Origin of the sequence: Kitasatospora humi, from assembly GCF_020907985.1 — a bacterium.
Lineage (GTDB): Bacteria > Actinomycetota > Actinomycetes > Streptomycetales > Streptomycetaceae > Kitasatospora > Kitasatospora humi.
Genome location: NZ_JAJJPA010000002.1, coordinates 191343 through 206722 on the forward strand (window position 1 = coordinate 191343; position 15380 = coordinate 206722).

The 15380-nt window shown below is 70.8% G+C and carries 11 protein-coding genes; 1 reads left to right on the forward strand and 10 read right to left on the reverse strand.

The genetic code is table 11. The features are described 5' to 3' along the window. The first annotated feature begins 13 nt into the window (after nt 1-13). Nucleotides 14-1876, forward strand: coding sequence for an APC family permease (locus tag LN042_RS03325; protein WP_230048237.1), 1863 nt, complete (start codon nt 14-16; stop codon nt 1874-1876). 267 nt (nt 1877-2143) lie between these two features. Here LN042_RS03325 and LN042_RS03330 read toward each other — a convergent pair whose 3' ends face one another. The 10 genes from LN042_RS03330 to kdpA all read right to left on the reverse strand — a co-directional run bounded on the left by LN042_RS03330 (nt 2144) and on the right by kdpA (nt 15380). Next, nucleotides 2144-2905 (reverse strand): hypothetical protein, encoded by a 762-nt coding sequence (locus tag LN042_RS03330; protein ID WP_230048238.1) that lies wholly within the window; start codon nt 2903-2905, stop codon nt 2144-2146. A 16-nt stretch (nt 2906-2921) separates the two neighbouring features. Next, nucleotides 2922-3656: a hypothetical protein gene (locus LN042_RS03335; RefSeq protein ID WP_230048239.1), complete on the reverse strand. Its 735-nt coding sequence runs from the start codon at nt 3654-3656 to the stop codon at nt 2922-2924. A gap of 5 nt (nt 3657-3661) precedes the next feature. Beyond that, entirely contained in the window at nt 3662-4987 is a 1326-nt protein-coding gene (locus tag LN042_RS03340) for a hypothetical protein (RefSeq protein ID WP_230048240.1), read from the reverse strand. Continuing rightward, a complete protein-coding gene (locus LN042_RS03345; protein WP_230048241.1) occupies nt 4984-5298 on the reverse strand; it encodes a hypothetical protein in 315 nt (104 codons plus the stop codon). Before LN042_RS03345 ends, LN042_RS03340 begins: the two co-directional genes overlap by 4 nt. 382 nt (nt 5299-5680) lie before the next feature. Beyond that, nucleotides 5681-7258 (reverse strand): GlnX family signal transduction membrane protein, encoded by a 1578-nt coding sequence (locus tag LN042_RS37130; RefSeq protein ID WP_504871016.1) that lies wholly within the window; start codon nt 7256-7258, stop codon nt 5681-5683. Nucleotides 7259-7491: 233 nt separating this feature from the next. Then, nucleotides 7492-8169: a response regulator gene (locus LN042_RS03360; RefSeq protein ID WP_230048243.1), complete on the reverse strand. Its 678-nt coding sequence runs from the start codon at nt 8167-8169 to the stop codon at nt 7492-7494. Nucleotides 8170-8197: 28 nt separating this feature from the next. Beyond that, nucleotides 8198-10747 carry an ATP-binding protein gene (locus tag LN042_RS03365; RefSeq protein WP_230048244.1) on the reverse strand — a complete coding sequence of 850 codons (2550 nt, stop codon included), beginning with the start codon at nt 10745-10747 and terminating at the stop codon, nt 8198-8200. 221 nt (nt 10748-10968) lie between these two features. Beyond that, nucleotides 10969-11589, reverse strand: a complete 621-nt coding sequence (gene kdpC / locus LN042_RS03370; protein ID WP_230048245.1) for a K(+)-transporting ATPase subunit C — start codon at nt 11587-11589, stop codon at nt 10969-10971. A gap of 18 nt (nt 11590-11607) precedes the next feature. Further along, complete coding sequence (gene kdpB, locus LN042_RS03375) at nt 11608-13719, reverse strand: potassium-transporting ATPase subunit KdpB (protein ID WP_230048246.1); 2112 nt, start codon at nt 13717-13719, stop codon at nt 11608-11610. After that, the gene (gene kdpA / locus LN042_RS03380; RefSeq protein WP_230048247.1) at nt 13719-15380 is read right to left on the reverse strand and encodes a potassium-transporting ATPase subunit KdpA; all 1662 of its coding nucleotides are present in this window, start codon (nt 15378-15380) and stop codon (nt 13719-13721) included. Before kdpA ends, kdpB begins: the two co-directional genes overlap by 1 nt.

Sequence of the window (15380 nt, forward strand, 5' to 3'; positions counted from 1 at the left end):
TGGAGGTCGATCGATGTCCGGCACCACCGATCCGTTGCCCGCCGCGGTCCAGGAGACCGCCGAACCGGTGCCTCCTGATACCGGCGCGCCGAACGAGCGCCACCGGCTCACCGCCCTCGGTGGCCTCGCCGCCCTCTCCCTGGATGCCATGGCGTCGGTGGCGTACGGGCCGGAGTCGATTGTCCTGGTGCTGGCCGCCGCCGGCGGATACGGGCTGGGATTCACGCTGCCGGTCACGGTGGCGATCGCGGTACTGCTGGCGGTGCTGGTGGCCTCCTACCGCCAGGTGATCGCGGCCTTCCCCGACGGCGGTGGCTCCTACGCCGTCGCCAAGGCGCACCTGGGACGCAGGGCCGCACTGACCGCCGCCGCCTCCCTGGTCATCGACTACATCCTGAACGTCGCGGTCTCCGTCACCGCCGGCGTGGCCGCGCTGACCTCCGCCTACCCCGGCCTGTACGCCGACCGGGTCTGGCTCTGCCTGGGCGTGCTGATCCTGGTCACAGCGGTCAACCTGCGCGGGATCGCGGAGTCGGCCCGCTGGTTCATGGCACCGACGGCGATCTTCGTGCTCTCCATCCTGGCGATCATCGTGATCGGCCTGTTCCGCGACGCACCGGCCTCCACCGCGGCCGCCGCCGGACACTCCTCGGCCCTCGCCGGCAATGCGACCACCGTCGGCGCGCTGCTGCTGCTCAGGGCCTTCGCCGCCGGCTGCTCCGCGCTGACCGGCGTCGAGGCGGTCGCCAACGCCGTCCCGGAGTTCCGCACCCCGCGCGCCAAACGGGCTCAGCGCACCGAGGTCGGCCTCGGCGCGCTCCTCGGCGTGATGCTGATCGGACTGGCCGTGCTGATCGGCCGCTTCCACCTCCAGCCGGTCGAGGGGGTGACCGTCCTCGCCCAGCTCGCCGACGCCTCCCTCGGCCACGGACTCGGCTTCTACGTCGTCCAGTTCGCCACCGTCGTCCTGCTCGCCCTGGCCGCCAACACCTCCTTCGGCGGTCTTCCGGTTCTGATGCACCTGCTCGCCCGGGACAACCACCTGCCGCACGTCTTCGCCCTGCGGGCCGACCGCCAGGTGCACCGGCACGGCGTCCTCTTCCTCTCCGCCGTCTCCGCCGGCCTGCTGGTCGCCTCCGGCGGCGACGTCAACAGCCTGGTGCCGCTCTTCTCGATCGGTGTCTTCGTCGGCTTCACCATCTGCCAGATCGGCATGGTCCGGCACTGGAAGCGCTCCCGCTGCGGCGGCTGGCGCGGCAAGGCGGCACTCAACGGCTTCGGCGCCCTGCTCACCGGCACCGCCACGCTGGTCGTGGCCGGCACCAAGTTCACCGAAGGCGCCTGGACCATCGTCCTGGCCCTGCCCCTGCTGGTCCTGCTCTTCGAACTCATCCACCGCAGCTACGCCCGGATCGGCGACCGGCTGCGGCTCGGCCACATCCCCGGCCCCCTCACCCCGCAGCGCTCGCTCGTGGTCGTCCCGGTCACCTCGATCACCCGGCTCACCCGCGACGCCCTGTCGACCGCGCTCTCGCTCGGTGACGAGGTCTTCGCCGTCACCGTCGTCCACACCGCGCCCGACGCCGAGGACCGCCAAGCCGCCGAGGCGCTGCGCCGCGACTGGGAGCTCTGGCAGCCGGGCGTCCCGCTCCTCGAGGTCCCGGACGCCCACCGCCGTCTCGGCACCCCGCTGGCCGCCTTCGTCAACCACCTCGCCGCCGAGAACGCCTACGACCGCGTCACCGTCCTCATCCCCGAGGTCGAACCCGCCCGTCTGTGGCAGCGCGCCCTGCAGAACCAGCGCGGCGCCGTCATAGACCGCGCCCTGCGCCGCCACACCGACGCCGTGGTCTGCCGGCTCCGCATGCGCATGTAGGGGCATCGATCGCGCAGCGCACCCGCTGGTGGGCGGGTGCTGCCTTGCCCGCGATCGGGGTCTCGATGCGCCCTCGTGAACAGCACCCTCTACGCCGGCGCGGTGGCCCGCGAGGGCGAGCCCGGCCTGTGGTGGACGGCATCACCGTGCCTGCGCGCACGGAACTCCCGCAGCTGCGGGCGGACGCCGAGCACGGTCGAGTGTGCGGTGGAGAGGCGGTGAGGCCGCCAGGTGTTCACCATCCGGGACACCCGGCTGCGGGCGGGTTCAGTGCTCTCCCCGAGGGCCTGTTCTCCCCGATCCCGTCGGCTTGCCACCGGCAGCTCCGCGGTCCATCAGGAAGGGCATGAAGGCCATCAGCAGGCCGAACGTGCCGGACAGCAGCAGGCCGACCGAGTCCAGCCCTTCGCGGCGGTAGTGGGCCTGTGCCCAATGGGTGACCGAGAGCAGGGCCGGAATACCCACCACCACGGTCATCGTCAGGACGAACAGGGCCATCAGCCGCCCGAGGTCGTGGAGCAGCAGGAGGAAGAGACCCGCGCCGTACGCAACGAAGAGTCCGGTCACGCCAAGCCAGTCGGTGCGCGGATATGCGAACCACAGGACGACCAGGAAGAGCAGGTTGTACGGCACCGAGAGCACCCTGACGGCCGGGCTCAACCGCCTGGCCGGGGCTTCGTCGCGCGGCGGGGCGGCGTGTTGGTGGAACAGCCAGCTCCGGGCCGCCGCCGGCCCGATCTCGCTCAACTCCACGTCCTCGCCCGGCCACTCCGCCTTGACCACCTGCTGTGCCTGCTCGGTGGTCAGTGCGGGGTACTTCGCCCGCAGCACATCCCGCAACCGGCCGCGGCGGCCCGGTACCACCTCGGCGAGCTCGGCCCTCAGCTCGGTGAGTTGCTGCTCCTGCGGGACTCCGGCGCGCTGCCGGGCGAGGCGCCGCGCCCTGGCCTGCTTCCGCAGGCCCCACAGGCTGCTCAGGACTGCGAGGGACAGCACCACGTAGGTCGCGGCGACGGCGGACCCTGCCACGTCGCTCCTCCTGTCGTCAGCCGAACGCCCGCCGGATCCGGTCCTCGATCGCGGCCGCGACCGACGGACCCGGCCCCGCGTGTGCGATCCGCGATTGCTGCTGCGGCAGTGCGGTGAGCGGGTCCTGGAACGAGAGCTCCCGCAGGGCGGTGCCCACGACCGTCGCCCAGTCCGCCCACTGCGCGAGGTGCTCGGTGCTGAGTACCACCAGGGCCACGTGCTGCCCGTCCGGGTGCGGGATCGCCACCTCGATCTGCCGCACCAGGCTCTCACTGGTCCCCTCCAGGCCGTACAGCTCCCCGGGCACCGTCACCAGGCGGTCCTCGGTGGCGACCGCTGCGCGGCCGCAGGGCAGGTCGAGTACCCCGACTTCCGCCTGGGGCCGGGCGGCGGCCCACCGCTGCGTGGTCTGCGTGGCGAAGGCTAGCGGGCCGCCGGTCTCGGTCCGGGTGACCACGATGGTGAAGACGGCGTGGATCACCTCGCCGTCGTCCGTGCGGTAGATGCAGTTCGCGAGGTACACCAAGCCCTGCGCCAACTGCGCCTGGAGCAGGAGTTCGGCGTTGACCGCCGTGTCGAGCCGCTGTTCCCGGGGGACGTCGGGTCCGATGGCGTCGAAGGCCGCCGCCAGCCGGTCGAGCCGCTCCTCGGCCGTCCCCTCGAGCGGCACCTCGACGAACCCGACCGGTGCCGAGAACCAGAGCAGCGGAGTCGGGGGAGCGACCGCTGAAGCGGCGTCAGTCATCGTCATGGTCGTCAATTCCCGTTCAGGGACCAGCCGAAGGCGAACCCTCCGGCGATCAGGGCAAGGGTGCCGCCGACTTTCCCGCGCACGCTGGTGCCCTCTCCATGGACGAAGCCGAGGCTGTTCACCGCGTTGCCGCCGGCCGTCGTGCCGTTCACCAAGTTGCTGTCGGTGCCGCTGAAGAGTGACGCGGCCGTCGGCTCCGTCAGACCGGCCATCGCCGCGCCCTGCACAGCCTTGGCCGAGTAGTCCGCCGCCTTCGTGCTGACGGTGACACCCTTCTTCTTGAGCCAGTCGACCGTCGCCTTCTGCGCGGCTTCGGTCACCGGGTTCAACGCCTCCGCGCCCTTCAGGCCGGCCTGCGTCGTCTCGTACCCGGCCTTCACTGAGGCGCCGAGCCCCTTGGCGGCCCGGGCGGCGGTCACGCCGTCCTTGATCTCGCCCACCCCGGGGATCACGCCCAGTGCGTCGCCGCCGAGAGTCAGCCAGTTGCCCATGTTCTTCGAGTTCGGTGGAAAGAAGGCCTTCCATCCCTGCTGGTGGTAGTAGGTCGCCGCGTGCGCGAGGAAGGCGGCCGCGCTCAGCGCGATCGCCAGCAGGGCCACGGCAGGGCAGAAGAGCGCGACGATTCCCGCGACCGAGGCGGCCACGGTGAGGAAGTCGGCGCCGTGGTCCTTGATCCAGTCCCACAGGCCAGGCTTGTGCGGGGCCTGGTCGTCGGCCGCCTTGCGGATCGCGGCGGCCCGGTCGAACGCGTACCCCCTGTGGTCGCTGTACAGCTGGGAGGCCTGCCCGAGGACCTGGTTGAGCTCGCCCTGGGTGCTGCTGAGCTTGGCGGCCGCATCGTCCAGTGCGGACTTCGCCGCGTTGTAGCGACGCTGCGCGTCCTGCTGCTGGGTGGCGTCCGGGAAGGTCTGGTTGACCAGGTTCAGGTCACCGTTGGCTGCGGCCTCGTCGTGGACCGTCTGGGCCTCCTTCAGGTTCGCCCGCAGCGTCTGGGCCTGTTGCTCGAAGGCTGTCGCCTTCGGCCGGTTGGTCTCCAGCTCCGTCCACCACTTGTCCAGCTCCTGGCGCGCCGCGTCGACGGAGTCGCTCGCGTGCTTGAGCCGGTCCGGCAGCTTGGTCAACTGGTCGGAGAACGCCTTCTGCGCGTCCCCGGTCCACGTCCCGCCGGGCCGGCCGAGCTTGTTGATGGTGTCGTACACGCCCTGGAGGTGCTGGGCGGCAAGCGACAGGGTCTTCGACAGCGCCTCGACGGCGGCCGGATCGCCCGGCGCGGGGTCGAACCCCAGTCCCGACCAGTCCGTCGTGGCCGCTGCTCCGGCCGGGGTGCTCACTGCGTCACCCCGGGGCTCGGGGCGCCCTGGAGGCCGGAGGCGAGGTCGGACTCGGTCTTGCCGTAGTTCTTCAGCACGGTCTGCAGGCCCTCGTGCAGGGCCTGCGCGTCCTTGCCGAGCTGGCCCAGCCCGTAGCCCCACCGACTCTGGAAGTGCTCGCACGCGCTGGTCAATTCGGCCGTCCCGAGCCCGCTCGCGCCGGCCGAACCCATCGCCTTCAGCGCGGTGTCGAGCTCGCTCTTCGCGTCGTCCAGGCCCTTGGCCAGCCGTTCCAGATCCGGCAGATCGACGACGAACCGCCCATCTCCCATGCCCCCGGTACCTCCTGTTTATGTCACTGACTATCAGTCAGGTCACGACCTTAAGGCAGCGGACACCGTCCCTACGAGCAAAGGGCATTAAGGCTTTGTCAGTGTTTCGACGCAGCCCGAAAGCCGTGGATCGTCGGAGGTGCGAGGCTCGCCGTCCAGGCCCACGCGACCTCTGCGTCCCGCGTAGGCGAGGCGGACGGCCGCCTGCGAGCGTTGCTGTCCGGCCCGCGGTGCCGTAGCCACCGTGTGGTCCTGCGCGGGGACTTCCGCGCCGCTGCCGAGGCTGACCGCGAGGTCGCCGTCCTCGATCGCGGGGGCGGCGGGCACTTCACCTCCCGCTCCGCATCCACGAGGTGCGAGCACCGCGGGAGCGGGCGGGCCGTCAGCGGAACTCCCGCAACCGCGGGCGGACGCCGAGCGCGGTGAGGGCGAGCGCGGCCGTCAGCGCGAGGCCGCCGGTGAGGGCGACGTCGAGACCGAGATCGTCGTCGGCGTCCGTGACGGCCTGGCCGAGCGCGTGCTGATTGATCGCCAGGACGTCGTCGAGGGCACGGCTGAGCTGGTCGAAGTCGGCGTCGGACTGGCCGGAGGCGGTGCCGGTGTCGAAGGTGACGGCGTCCTTGAGTCTTCCCTGGTTGCGGAGGCCGCGGATCGTCCGGTCGTCCTTCTCGTACTGCTGGAAGGCCGTCAGGAGGTCTTCGGCGGCGTCCTGTTCGCCGGGGAAGGTGATGTTGTCGAGCTCGGTGCCCAGGTAGCCGCCGAACGGGACGGTGCGGTGGTCGGCGCGGTGCCGGTCGGCGGCCTGGGCGAGCTCGGCGTCGTAGCTGTCGATCGTGGCGCCGTCGAGGCGGGCGATGGACTGGCTCTTGTCGAGGAAGCTCTGCTGGTAGGAGTCCGCGCGCGCCGGGTCGGTGAGGTAGCGGCTCTCGTCGGCGTTCATGTCGTAGGCCACCGCGCGGGCGCGGCTGAGGGCTATGACGGAGTCGTAGGCGTTGCTCTTGGCGACGATGAGGTGGCTCTCGGCGCGGGAGGCGAGGGTGAGGCCCGCGGCCGCGGTGAGGACGGTGAGCAGTGTGACGGCGGCCAGCGGTGGGTTGAGGACCCGGTGGAAGCGCACCGCGAGCAGGCGCTGCAGCAGCACGAGGGCGGCCAGCGCGAGTCCGGTGGTGATGAGGATCCACCACCAGCCGCCGCTGACGGCGCCGCGCTGGGCCGTGTAGGTGCGGTCGACGGTGGCGGCGCTGGCGGCGGTGACCTGGTCGGCGGCCGGCAGGAGTTGCCGGCGGAGCAGGTCGGTGGCCTGGCGGTAGGCGGCGAGGGCGTCGGCGGAGGGCTGCCCGGCCGGGGCGTGGGCCTGGTCCTCGAGGAGCCGGGCGCGGGCGACGAGGGCCTCGTACTGGCCGAGTTGGTCGAGGACGGTCTGGACGGCCCGCTGTCCGGCCGGGTCGCCGGCGGACGCTTCCGCGGCCTTCTGGAGGTCGCCGTCGGCTTGGGTTCGGCGCTGGTCGTAGGTATCGAGGGTCTGCCGGCGCTGGGCGGCGTAACCGGGATCGGAGCCGAGCAGGAGGAGGTTGGCGACCTGGGCGTCCATGTCGCTGAGGGCGAAGTACAGGTCGGCGGTGCGGACGGCCTGCGGGGCGTCGCGGTGGCCGATGTCGTCGATGCCGTTCCGGGCGCCGCTGAGCACGGCGGTGATGGTGGCGGCCGCTGCCAGCAGCGCCGCGAGGCAGACGCCGGTGAGGCCGCGCACCAGGCGCGGGGTGTTCCACCAGGCCCGGTTCAGCGGTGCCGACCACCGTCGCGGGCCGGGCCTGGTGGCCCGGCCCGCGACGGGTGCCCCCGTGAGGGGTGCGCGGGAGGCGCGTGGCGCGGATGCCGGACCGGCCGTACCGGGACGTGCCGCCCCCGACCGGCTCGTCTTCCCGAGCCCGGTCGTGCCGGCCGGTATCCGCTCTCTCATTGCCGCGTGCTCCCCGTCACCCCGACCGCCGGTGGTCCGAAGCCCTTCCGTCCACCGGCGGAAACGGTCCCGGTCTGCTTCCCCACGGAGCGGACCGGGCTTCCGGAAAGAACGCTAGGTGCCGGAAATCCTGATGCCGCATTTCCTGACGGCATCTTCGCGCCGACCAGCGCGGTCTTGACGGTTCCTTGATCCGGTCGGCGTCGTCCGGCCTCGGACCGGGTCGGTGGCGTTCAGGGCTGGTAGCGGTAGCCGATGCCCGGTTCGGTGATCAGGTGGCGCGGTCGGCTCGGGTCGGGCTCCAGTTTGCGGCGCAGTCCCGCGATGTAGACGCGCAGGTAGTTGGTGCGGTGCTGCTGTTCCGGGCCCCAGACCTGGCGCAGGATCTCCCGTCCGGGCACCAGGTGCCCGGGGACGGCGAGCAGCACCTTGAGGATCTGCCACTCGGTGGGTGTGAGCCGGACGACGCCGTCCGGACCGGTGACCGTGCCCGCCGTGACGTCCACGGTGTGGTGGCCGATCCTCGCTGTCTCAGGCGGACCGGTGTCGGTGGCCGCGCGCCTGAGGGCCGCGCGCAGGCGGGCGAAGAGCTCGTCGACCTCGAACGGTTTGGTGAGGTAGTCGTCGGCGCCCGCGTCCAGGGCCCGGATCTTCTCCTGGAGCCCGCTGCGGCCCGACAGGACGATGATCGGCACCGTCAGGGCGGAGCGCAGCCCGCGGATGACGTCGATGCCGTCGAAGTCCGGCAGGCCCAGGTCGAGCAGCACGGCGTCGGGTGTGTCCTGGCCGGCGGAGTCCAGGGCCTGCTGACCGGTGCTCGCGGTGAGCACGGAATAGCGCCGGGCGTGGAAGTTGATCCGCAGGGCTCGCAGCAACCCGGGCTCGTCCTCCACCACCAGGATGTGGCTCATCGCCTTCCCCCCTCTCGACTGGTGATCACTATCCCTCCTCCGCGACCGACTGCTCTGCGCCGTCCTGCGCGGCGGGGAGGACGAGGAGCATGGTGGTGCCGCCGCCGGGGGTGTCCTCGACGTCGAGGGTGCCGCCCATGGCCTCGGCCAGGCCGCGGGAGAGGGCGAGTCCGAGACCCAGGCCGGTGGTGTTGTCGTTGTCGCCGAGGCGCTGGAAGGGCAGGAAGACCTGCTCGCGGTCCTCGGGGGCGATGCCGGGGCCGTGGTCGATGACGCGGACCTCGACGCGGTCCTGGTGGTGGCTGGCGGTGACCAGGACGGGTGCGCCGGGGGCGTTGTGGCGCAGGGCATTGGTGATGACGTTGGCCAACACGCGTTCCAGCAGCGGCGGGTCGACGAGCACCGCGGGGACGGCGTCCAGGTCGAGCGGCTGGACGGCGGCGTCGGGGCGGGCGAGGGAGTCCATGGCTCCCGCGAGGACGTCGATCAGCTCGGTCGGGGCGAGGTGGAGGGTGAGGGCGCCGGCCTGGAGGCGGCTCATGTCGAGCAGGTTGTCGACCAGGCGGGTCAGTTTGACCAGTGATTCGTCGGCGAGGTCCAGGAGTTCGGTCTGGTCCTCGGGGGAGAACTCGACGTCGGGGCTGCGCAGCGAGCCGATGGAGGCGAGGGCGGCGGCGAGCGGGGTGCGCAGGTCGTGACTGACGGCGGCCAGCAGGGCGGTGCGCATCTTGTCGGCGGCCTTGATGGGTTCGATCTCGGCGGCGACGGTGGCGAGCCGGTCCCGTTCCAGCGCGGCGGCGACGTGGGCGGCGAAGGCGGTCAGCACGCGCTGGTCGGAGGCGGGCAGCCGCCGCCCGGCCAGCACCATCAACGCGTTTCCGTTGACCGGGACTTCGCTGACCTCGCGGTCGCCGGTACCTGCGTCGTCGCTGTCGCTGCGGGCGATGGCCTCGCCGGTGGTGCGGTCGAGCAGGGCGACGGAGTCCATGCCGAAGGCGGTGCGGGTCTTGTCCAGCAGGGCGGGTACGGCGTCGGCGCCGCGCAGCACGCTGCCGGCGAGGGTGGAGAGGGTTTCGGCCTCGGCGGTGGCGCGGGCGCCGCGGGTGGCCAACTGGGCGGCGCGGTCGACGACGGAGGAGACGGTGAGCGCGACCGTCGCGAAGACCAGCAGGGCGACGATGTTGTTGGGTTCGGCGATGGTGAAGGTGTGGATCGGTGGGATGAAGTAGTAGTTGAGCAGGAGTGAGGCGATCAGCGAGGCGAGCAGCGCGGAGACCGCGCCGCCGAGCAACGCCACGGCGACCACGCCGAGTTGGAAGATCAGCGCGTCGGTGGTGAGGTTGATGGCGTGTCGGAACGGTGACAGGCAGGCGGTCAGCAGCACGGGCAGGACCAGGCCGGAGAGGTAGCCGGCGATGGTGCGCCGCTTGGAGTGGCGACGGCCGAGGGAGGGCAGGCGGCCGCGTCCGGTGAACTCGTGGGTGACCATGTGGACGTCGATGTCCTCGGACAGGTCGATGGTGGTCTGTCCGTTGCCGGGGCCGGTGAGGAAGCGGTTGATCCGTCCTCGCCGGGAGGTGCCGAGGACCAGCTGGGTGGCGTCGTGGGCGCGAGCGAAGGCCAGCAGCGCGGTGGGGACGTCGTCACCCACGACCACGTGGTACGTGCCGCCGAGGGACTCGACCAGCTGCCGCTGCTGGGCCAGCGCGCCGGGCGAGGCGCCGGCCAGCCCGTCGCTCTTGGTCACGTGGACGGCGAGCAGTTCGCCGCCGGCGGTGCGGTCGGCGATCCGGGCGGCACGGCGGATGATGGTCTCGCCCTCGGGACCGCCGGTGAGGGCGACCACGACGCGTTCACGGGTCTCCCAGACCCGGTCGATGTTGTGGGTGGCGCGGTAGTCGCGCAGGCCCTCGTCCACGCGGCCCGCGACCCAGAGCAGGGCGAGCTCGCGCAGGGCGGTGAGGTTGCCGATGCGGAAGTAGTTGGAGAGCGCGGCGTCCACTTTCTCTGCCTTGTAGACGTTGCCGTGGGCCATGCGGCGGCGCAGGGCCTGCGGGGCCATGTCGACGAGTTCGATCTGGTTGGCCTGGCGGACGATGTCGTCGGGGACGGTCTCGCGCTGGGGGATGCCGGTGATCTTCTGGACGACGTCGTTGAGCGATTCCAGGTGCTGGATGTTGACGGTGGTGATGACGTCGATCCCGGCATCCAGGAGCTCCTCGACGTCCTGCCAGCGCTTGCCGTGCCGGCCGCCGGGGATGTTGGTGTGCGCGAGCTCGTCGACGAGGACCACCTGGGGCCTGCGGGCGAGGATGGCGTCGAGGTCCATCTCCGGGAAGTCGGTGTCCCGGTAGTGGCGGGTCAGGCGCGGGATGAGTTCCAGACCCTGGAGCAGGTTCTCGGTGTGCCGGCGGCCGTGGCACTCGATGAAGCCCACGACCACGTCCGTCCCGCGGTCGCGTCTGCGGTGGGCCTCGTCCAGCATCCGGTAGGTCTTGCCGACGCCGGGGGCCGAACCGAGGTAGACCCTCAGCTGTCCCCGGCGCTTCAAGGAGCCGGGCGTGAGGTCACGGGACATGGGCGCTGCTCTTTCCTGCGAGAGAGGGCCGGATGGGGACGGACGGTTCTGGCGCCACGTGCGACGGTCGGCTCCGCTCAGCGGACGCGCACATGGGCAACCGACCCGGGCGCAGGAGGAAGAACCCCTGTGCCCGGGTCGGTCCGGTCAATCGTCGAAAGGTCGTGCGGTTGTCACTTCGGCTTCGCTGAACACAGTCACTGCAGCTTCGCTGAACATCGTCACTGCTGCTCGCTGAGTGCCTTGTTGAGCAGGACGACGTTGACGCCGGGGTTGCCGAGGAAGCCGAGCGAGCGGCCGTCGGTGTACTTGTCGATCAGCTGGTCGAGCACGGCCGGCGAGAGGTTGCGGGCCTTGGCGACCCGGTTGACCTGCTCCTTGGCGTAGGCGACCGAGATGTCCGGGTCCAGGCCGGAGCCGGAGGAGGTGACCGCGTCGGCCGGCACGCTGGCCGGGTCGACGCCGTCGAAGGCGGCGACGGCGGCGCGGGTGTCGTTGACCGACTTGAGCAGCTTGTCGCTGTTCGGACCCAGGTTGGTGCCGCTGGAGCCGTGCGGGTCGTAGCCGGTGCCGGCGGCGGAGGGCCGGGGCTGGAACCACTTCGGGTCCGGCTGGGCCTGCTCGTTGGGGTCGTTGGGGTTCTTCTTGGGGAGGTTGTAGTTCTGGCCCAGCAGGCTGGAGCCGATCTCCTTGCCGCCCGACTTCACGATCGAGCCGTTGGCCTTGTCGGCGAAGGCGACCTGGCTGATGCCGGTGATCAGCAGGGGGTAGGCGATGCCGAGGATGACGGTCATCACCAGCAGCATCCGCAGGGCGGTCCAGTGGGTGCGCAGGATGGACATGATGGTCTTCCTCCTTTCTCAGCGCAGGCCGGGGATGAACTGGACGATCAGGTCGATCGCCTTGATTCCGATGAACGGCACGATCAGGCCGCCGACGCCGTAGATCCCGATGTTGCGGGTGAGCAGCGCGCTGGCGTTGGAGGGACGGTACTTCACGCCGCGCAGGGCGAGCGGGATGAGCCCGATGATGACCAGCGCGTTGAAGATGATCGCCGAGGTGATCGCCGAGGTCGGGCTGTGCAGGCCCATGACGTTCAGGTGCTTCAGGCCCGGGTACACGCCGGCGAACATCGCGGGGATGATCGCGAAGTACTTGGCGACATCGTTGGCGATCGAGAACGTGGTCAACGCGCCGCGGGTGATGAGGAGTTGCTTGCCGATCTCGACGATCTCGATCAGCTTGGTGGGGTTGGAGTCCAGGTCCACCATGTTGCCGGCCTCCTTGGCCGCCATGGTGCCGGTGTTCATCGCCACGCCCACGTCGGCCTGGGCCAGTGCCGGGGCGTCGTTGGTGCCGTCGCCGGTCATCGCGACCAGCTTGCCGCCCTCCTGCTCCTTCTTGATCAGGGCCATCTTGTCCTCGGGGGTGGCCTCGGCGAGGAAGTCGTCCACGCCGGCCTCGTCCGCGATCGCCTTGGCGGTCAGCGGGTTGTCGCCCGTGATCATGATGGTCTTGATGCCCATCCGGCGCAGCTCGTCGAACCGCTCGCGCATGCCCTCCTTGACCACGTCCTTGAGGTAGATGACACCCAGGACGCGGGCGGGCTTATTGCCGATCTTGGTGGCGACGACCAGCGGGGTGCCGCCGGCCGCGGAGATGCCGTCGACCAGCTGGGCGACGTCGTCACGGACCGTGCCGCCGTTCTCGGTGACCCAGTTGGCGACCGAGCCGGCCGCGCCCTTGCGCACCTGGTGCAGGCCGTCGGACTCCTCCAGGTCGACGCCCGACATGCGGGTCTGGGCGGTGAACGGCACCCAGGTGGCGTGGGTCAACTCGCCCTGCTCACGGGCCCGCAGACCGTAGTCGGTCTTGGCCAGCACGACGATCGAGCGGCCCTCGGGGGTCTCGTCGGCGAGGCTGGACAGCTGGGCGGCGTCGGCCAGTTCGTCCTTGCTGACCCCTTCGGCGGGCAGGAACTCGGCGGCCTGGCGGTTGCCCAGGGTGATGGTGCCGGTCTTGTCGAGCAGCAGGGTGTTGACGTCACCGGCAGCCTCGACCGCGCGGCCCGACATGGCCAGCACGTTGCGCTGCACCAGGCGGTCCATCCCGGCGATGCCGATCGCCGAGAGCAGGGCGCCGATGGTGGTCGGAATCAGCGCCACGATCAGCGCGACCAGCACGATCATCGTCTGCGGCGCGCCAGCGAAGGTGGCCATCGGCTGCAGGGTCACGACCGCGACCAGGAAGACGATGGTCAGCGACGCCAGCAGGATGTTGAGCGCGATCTCGTTGGGGGTCTTCTGCCGGGCCGCGCCCTCGACCAGGGCGATCATCCGGTCGATGAAGGACTTGCCGGGCTCGGTGGCGATCTTCACCACGATCTTGTCGGAGAGCACCTTGGTGCCGCCGGTCACCGCCGAGCGGTCACCGCCCGACTCGCGGATCACGGGGGCGGACTCGCCGGTGATCGCCGACTCGTCGACCGAGGCGACGCCCTCGACCACGTCGCCGTCGCCGGGGATCACCTGGCCGGCCTCGACCACCACGTGGTCACCGAGCCGCAGCGCGGTGCCCGGGACCTCCTCCTCGTCCTGCGAGGCGGGCCAGTTGACGAGGCGTCGGGCGACGCTCTCCGTCTTGGCCTTGCGCAGCGTGTCGGCCTGGGCCTTGCCGCGGCCCTCGGCCACCGCCTCGGCCAGGTTGGCGAAGATCGTGGTGAGCCACAGCCAGACGGTGATCGCCCAGGCGAACACCGACGGGTGGGCGATGGCCGAGATGGTGGTGACGACCGAGCCGACCTCGACCACGAACATGACCGGGTTCTTGATCATCACCCGGGGGTCGAGCTTCTTGACCGCGTCCGGAAGGGACTTGGCGATCAGCTTCGGGTCCAGCAGGCCGCTGGATGCTCTGTGCGGAGCGGCGGCCGTCCCCTGGTCGGCCGGTGCGGGGGTGTGAGTGGTGGACATCAGTGCAGACCTTCCGCGATCGGCCCGAGTGCGAGAGCCGGGAAGTAGGTGAGGCCGACGACGATCAGGACGACTCCCGACAGCAGGCCGATGAACAGCGGCTTGTGGGTGGGCAGGGTGCCGGCGGAGGCCGGGACGGGCTGCTGCCTGGCGAGCGAGCCCGCCAGCGCCAGCACGAAGATGATCGGCAGGAACCGGCCGAAGACCATCGCCAGGCCCAGCGCGGTGTCGTACCAGGCGGTGTTGACCGTGATCCCCGCGAACGCCGAGCCGTTGTTGTTGCCGGCCGAGGTGAAGGCGTAGAGCACCTCGGAGAAGCCGTGGGCGCCGGAGTTCAGCATCCCGGCCCGCTCACCCGGCAGCGCCATGGCGACACCGGTGCCGATCAGCACGATGGCCGGGGTGGTCAGGATGTAGAGGGAGGCGAACTTCATCTCGCGCCCGCCGAGCTTCTTGCCCAGGTACTCGGGGGTGCGCCCGACCATCAGGCCGGCGATGAAGACGGTCACGATCGCCAGGATCAGCATGCCGTACAGGCCCGAGCCGGTGCCGCCGGGCGCGATCTCGCCGAGCATCATGTCCACGAGGGCGACACCGCCGCCACCGGGCGTGAGCGAGTCGTGCATGCCGTCGACCGCACCGGTGGAGGTGAGCGTGGTGGAGGAGGCGAACAGCGCGGTGGCCCACTCGCCGAAGCGCTGCTCCTTGCCTTCCATCGCCGCGCCGGCCGCCTTGAGCGCGGTGCCGGCGGGGTGGGTCTCGAAGAAGGTCAGCAGCGCGGCCGAGCCGACCCAGAACAGGCCCATCACGGAGACGATCGCGTAGCCCTGGCGGTTGTCGCCGACCATCTTGCCGAAGGTGCGGGGCAGCGAGAACGAGATCACCAGCAGCAGGAAGATCTCCAGCCAGTTGGTGAAGCCGTTCGGATTCTCGAACGGGTGGGCGGAGTTGGCGTTGAAGAAGCCGCCGCCGTTGGTGCCCAGCTCCTTGATCACTTCCTGGGAGGCCACCGGGCCGCCCGGGATCGACTGGGTGTCGCCGCCCAGGGTGGTCAGGTCGTGGAAGCCGTGGAAGTTCTGGATCACCCCGTTGGCGACCAGCACCACGGCGAAGACGATCGAGATCGGCAGCAGCAGGCGCAGGCAGATCCGGGTGAGGTCGACCCAGAAGTTGCCGACCCGGTCGGTCTTGCTGCGGGTGAAGCCGCGGATCAGGGTGGCGACCACCGCGATGCCCACGGCGGCGGAGACGAAGTTCTGCACCGCCAAGCCGGCCATCTGGACCACGTGACCGAGCGCGGCCTCGCCGCTGTAGGACTGCCAGTTGGTGTTGGTGACGAAGGAGATCGCGGTGTTCCAGGCCTGGTGCGGCGCCATCGGCGGGAAGCCGAGCGAGAGCATCAGGTGGTTCTGCACCCGGATCAGGCCGTAGAGGAAGAGGACGGAGAGCGCGGAGAAGGCGAGCACCGAGCGCAGGTAGGCGGTCCAGCGCTGATCGGCGTCGCCGTCCACGCCGACCACCTTGTAGAGGCCGCGCTCGACTCTGAGGTGCTTGGCGGAGGTCAGGAGGTGGGCGATGTAGTCGCCCAGCGGGCGGTAGCAGAGGGCCAGGGCGCCCACCAGGGCGAGGGCCTGCAGCCACCCAGCGAGAGTGGAGCTCAT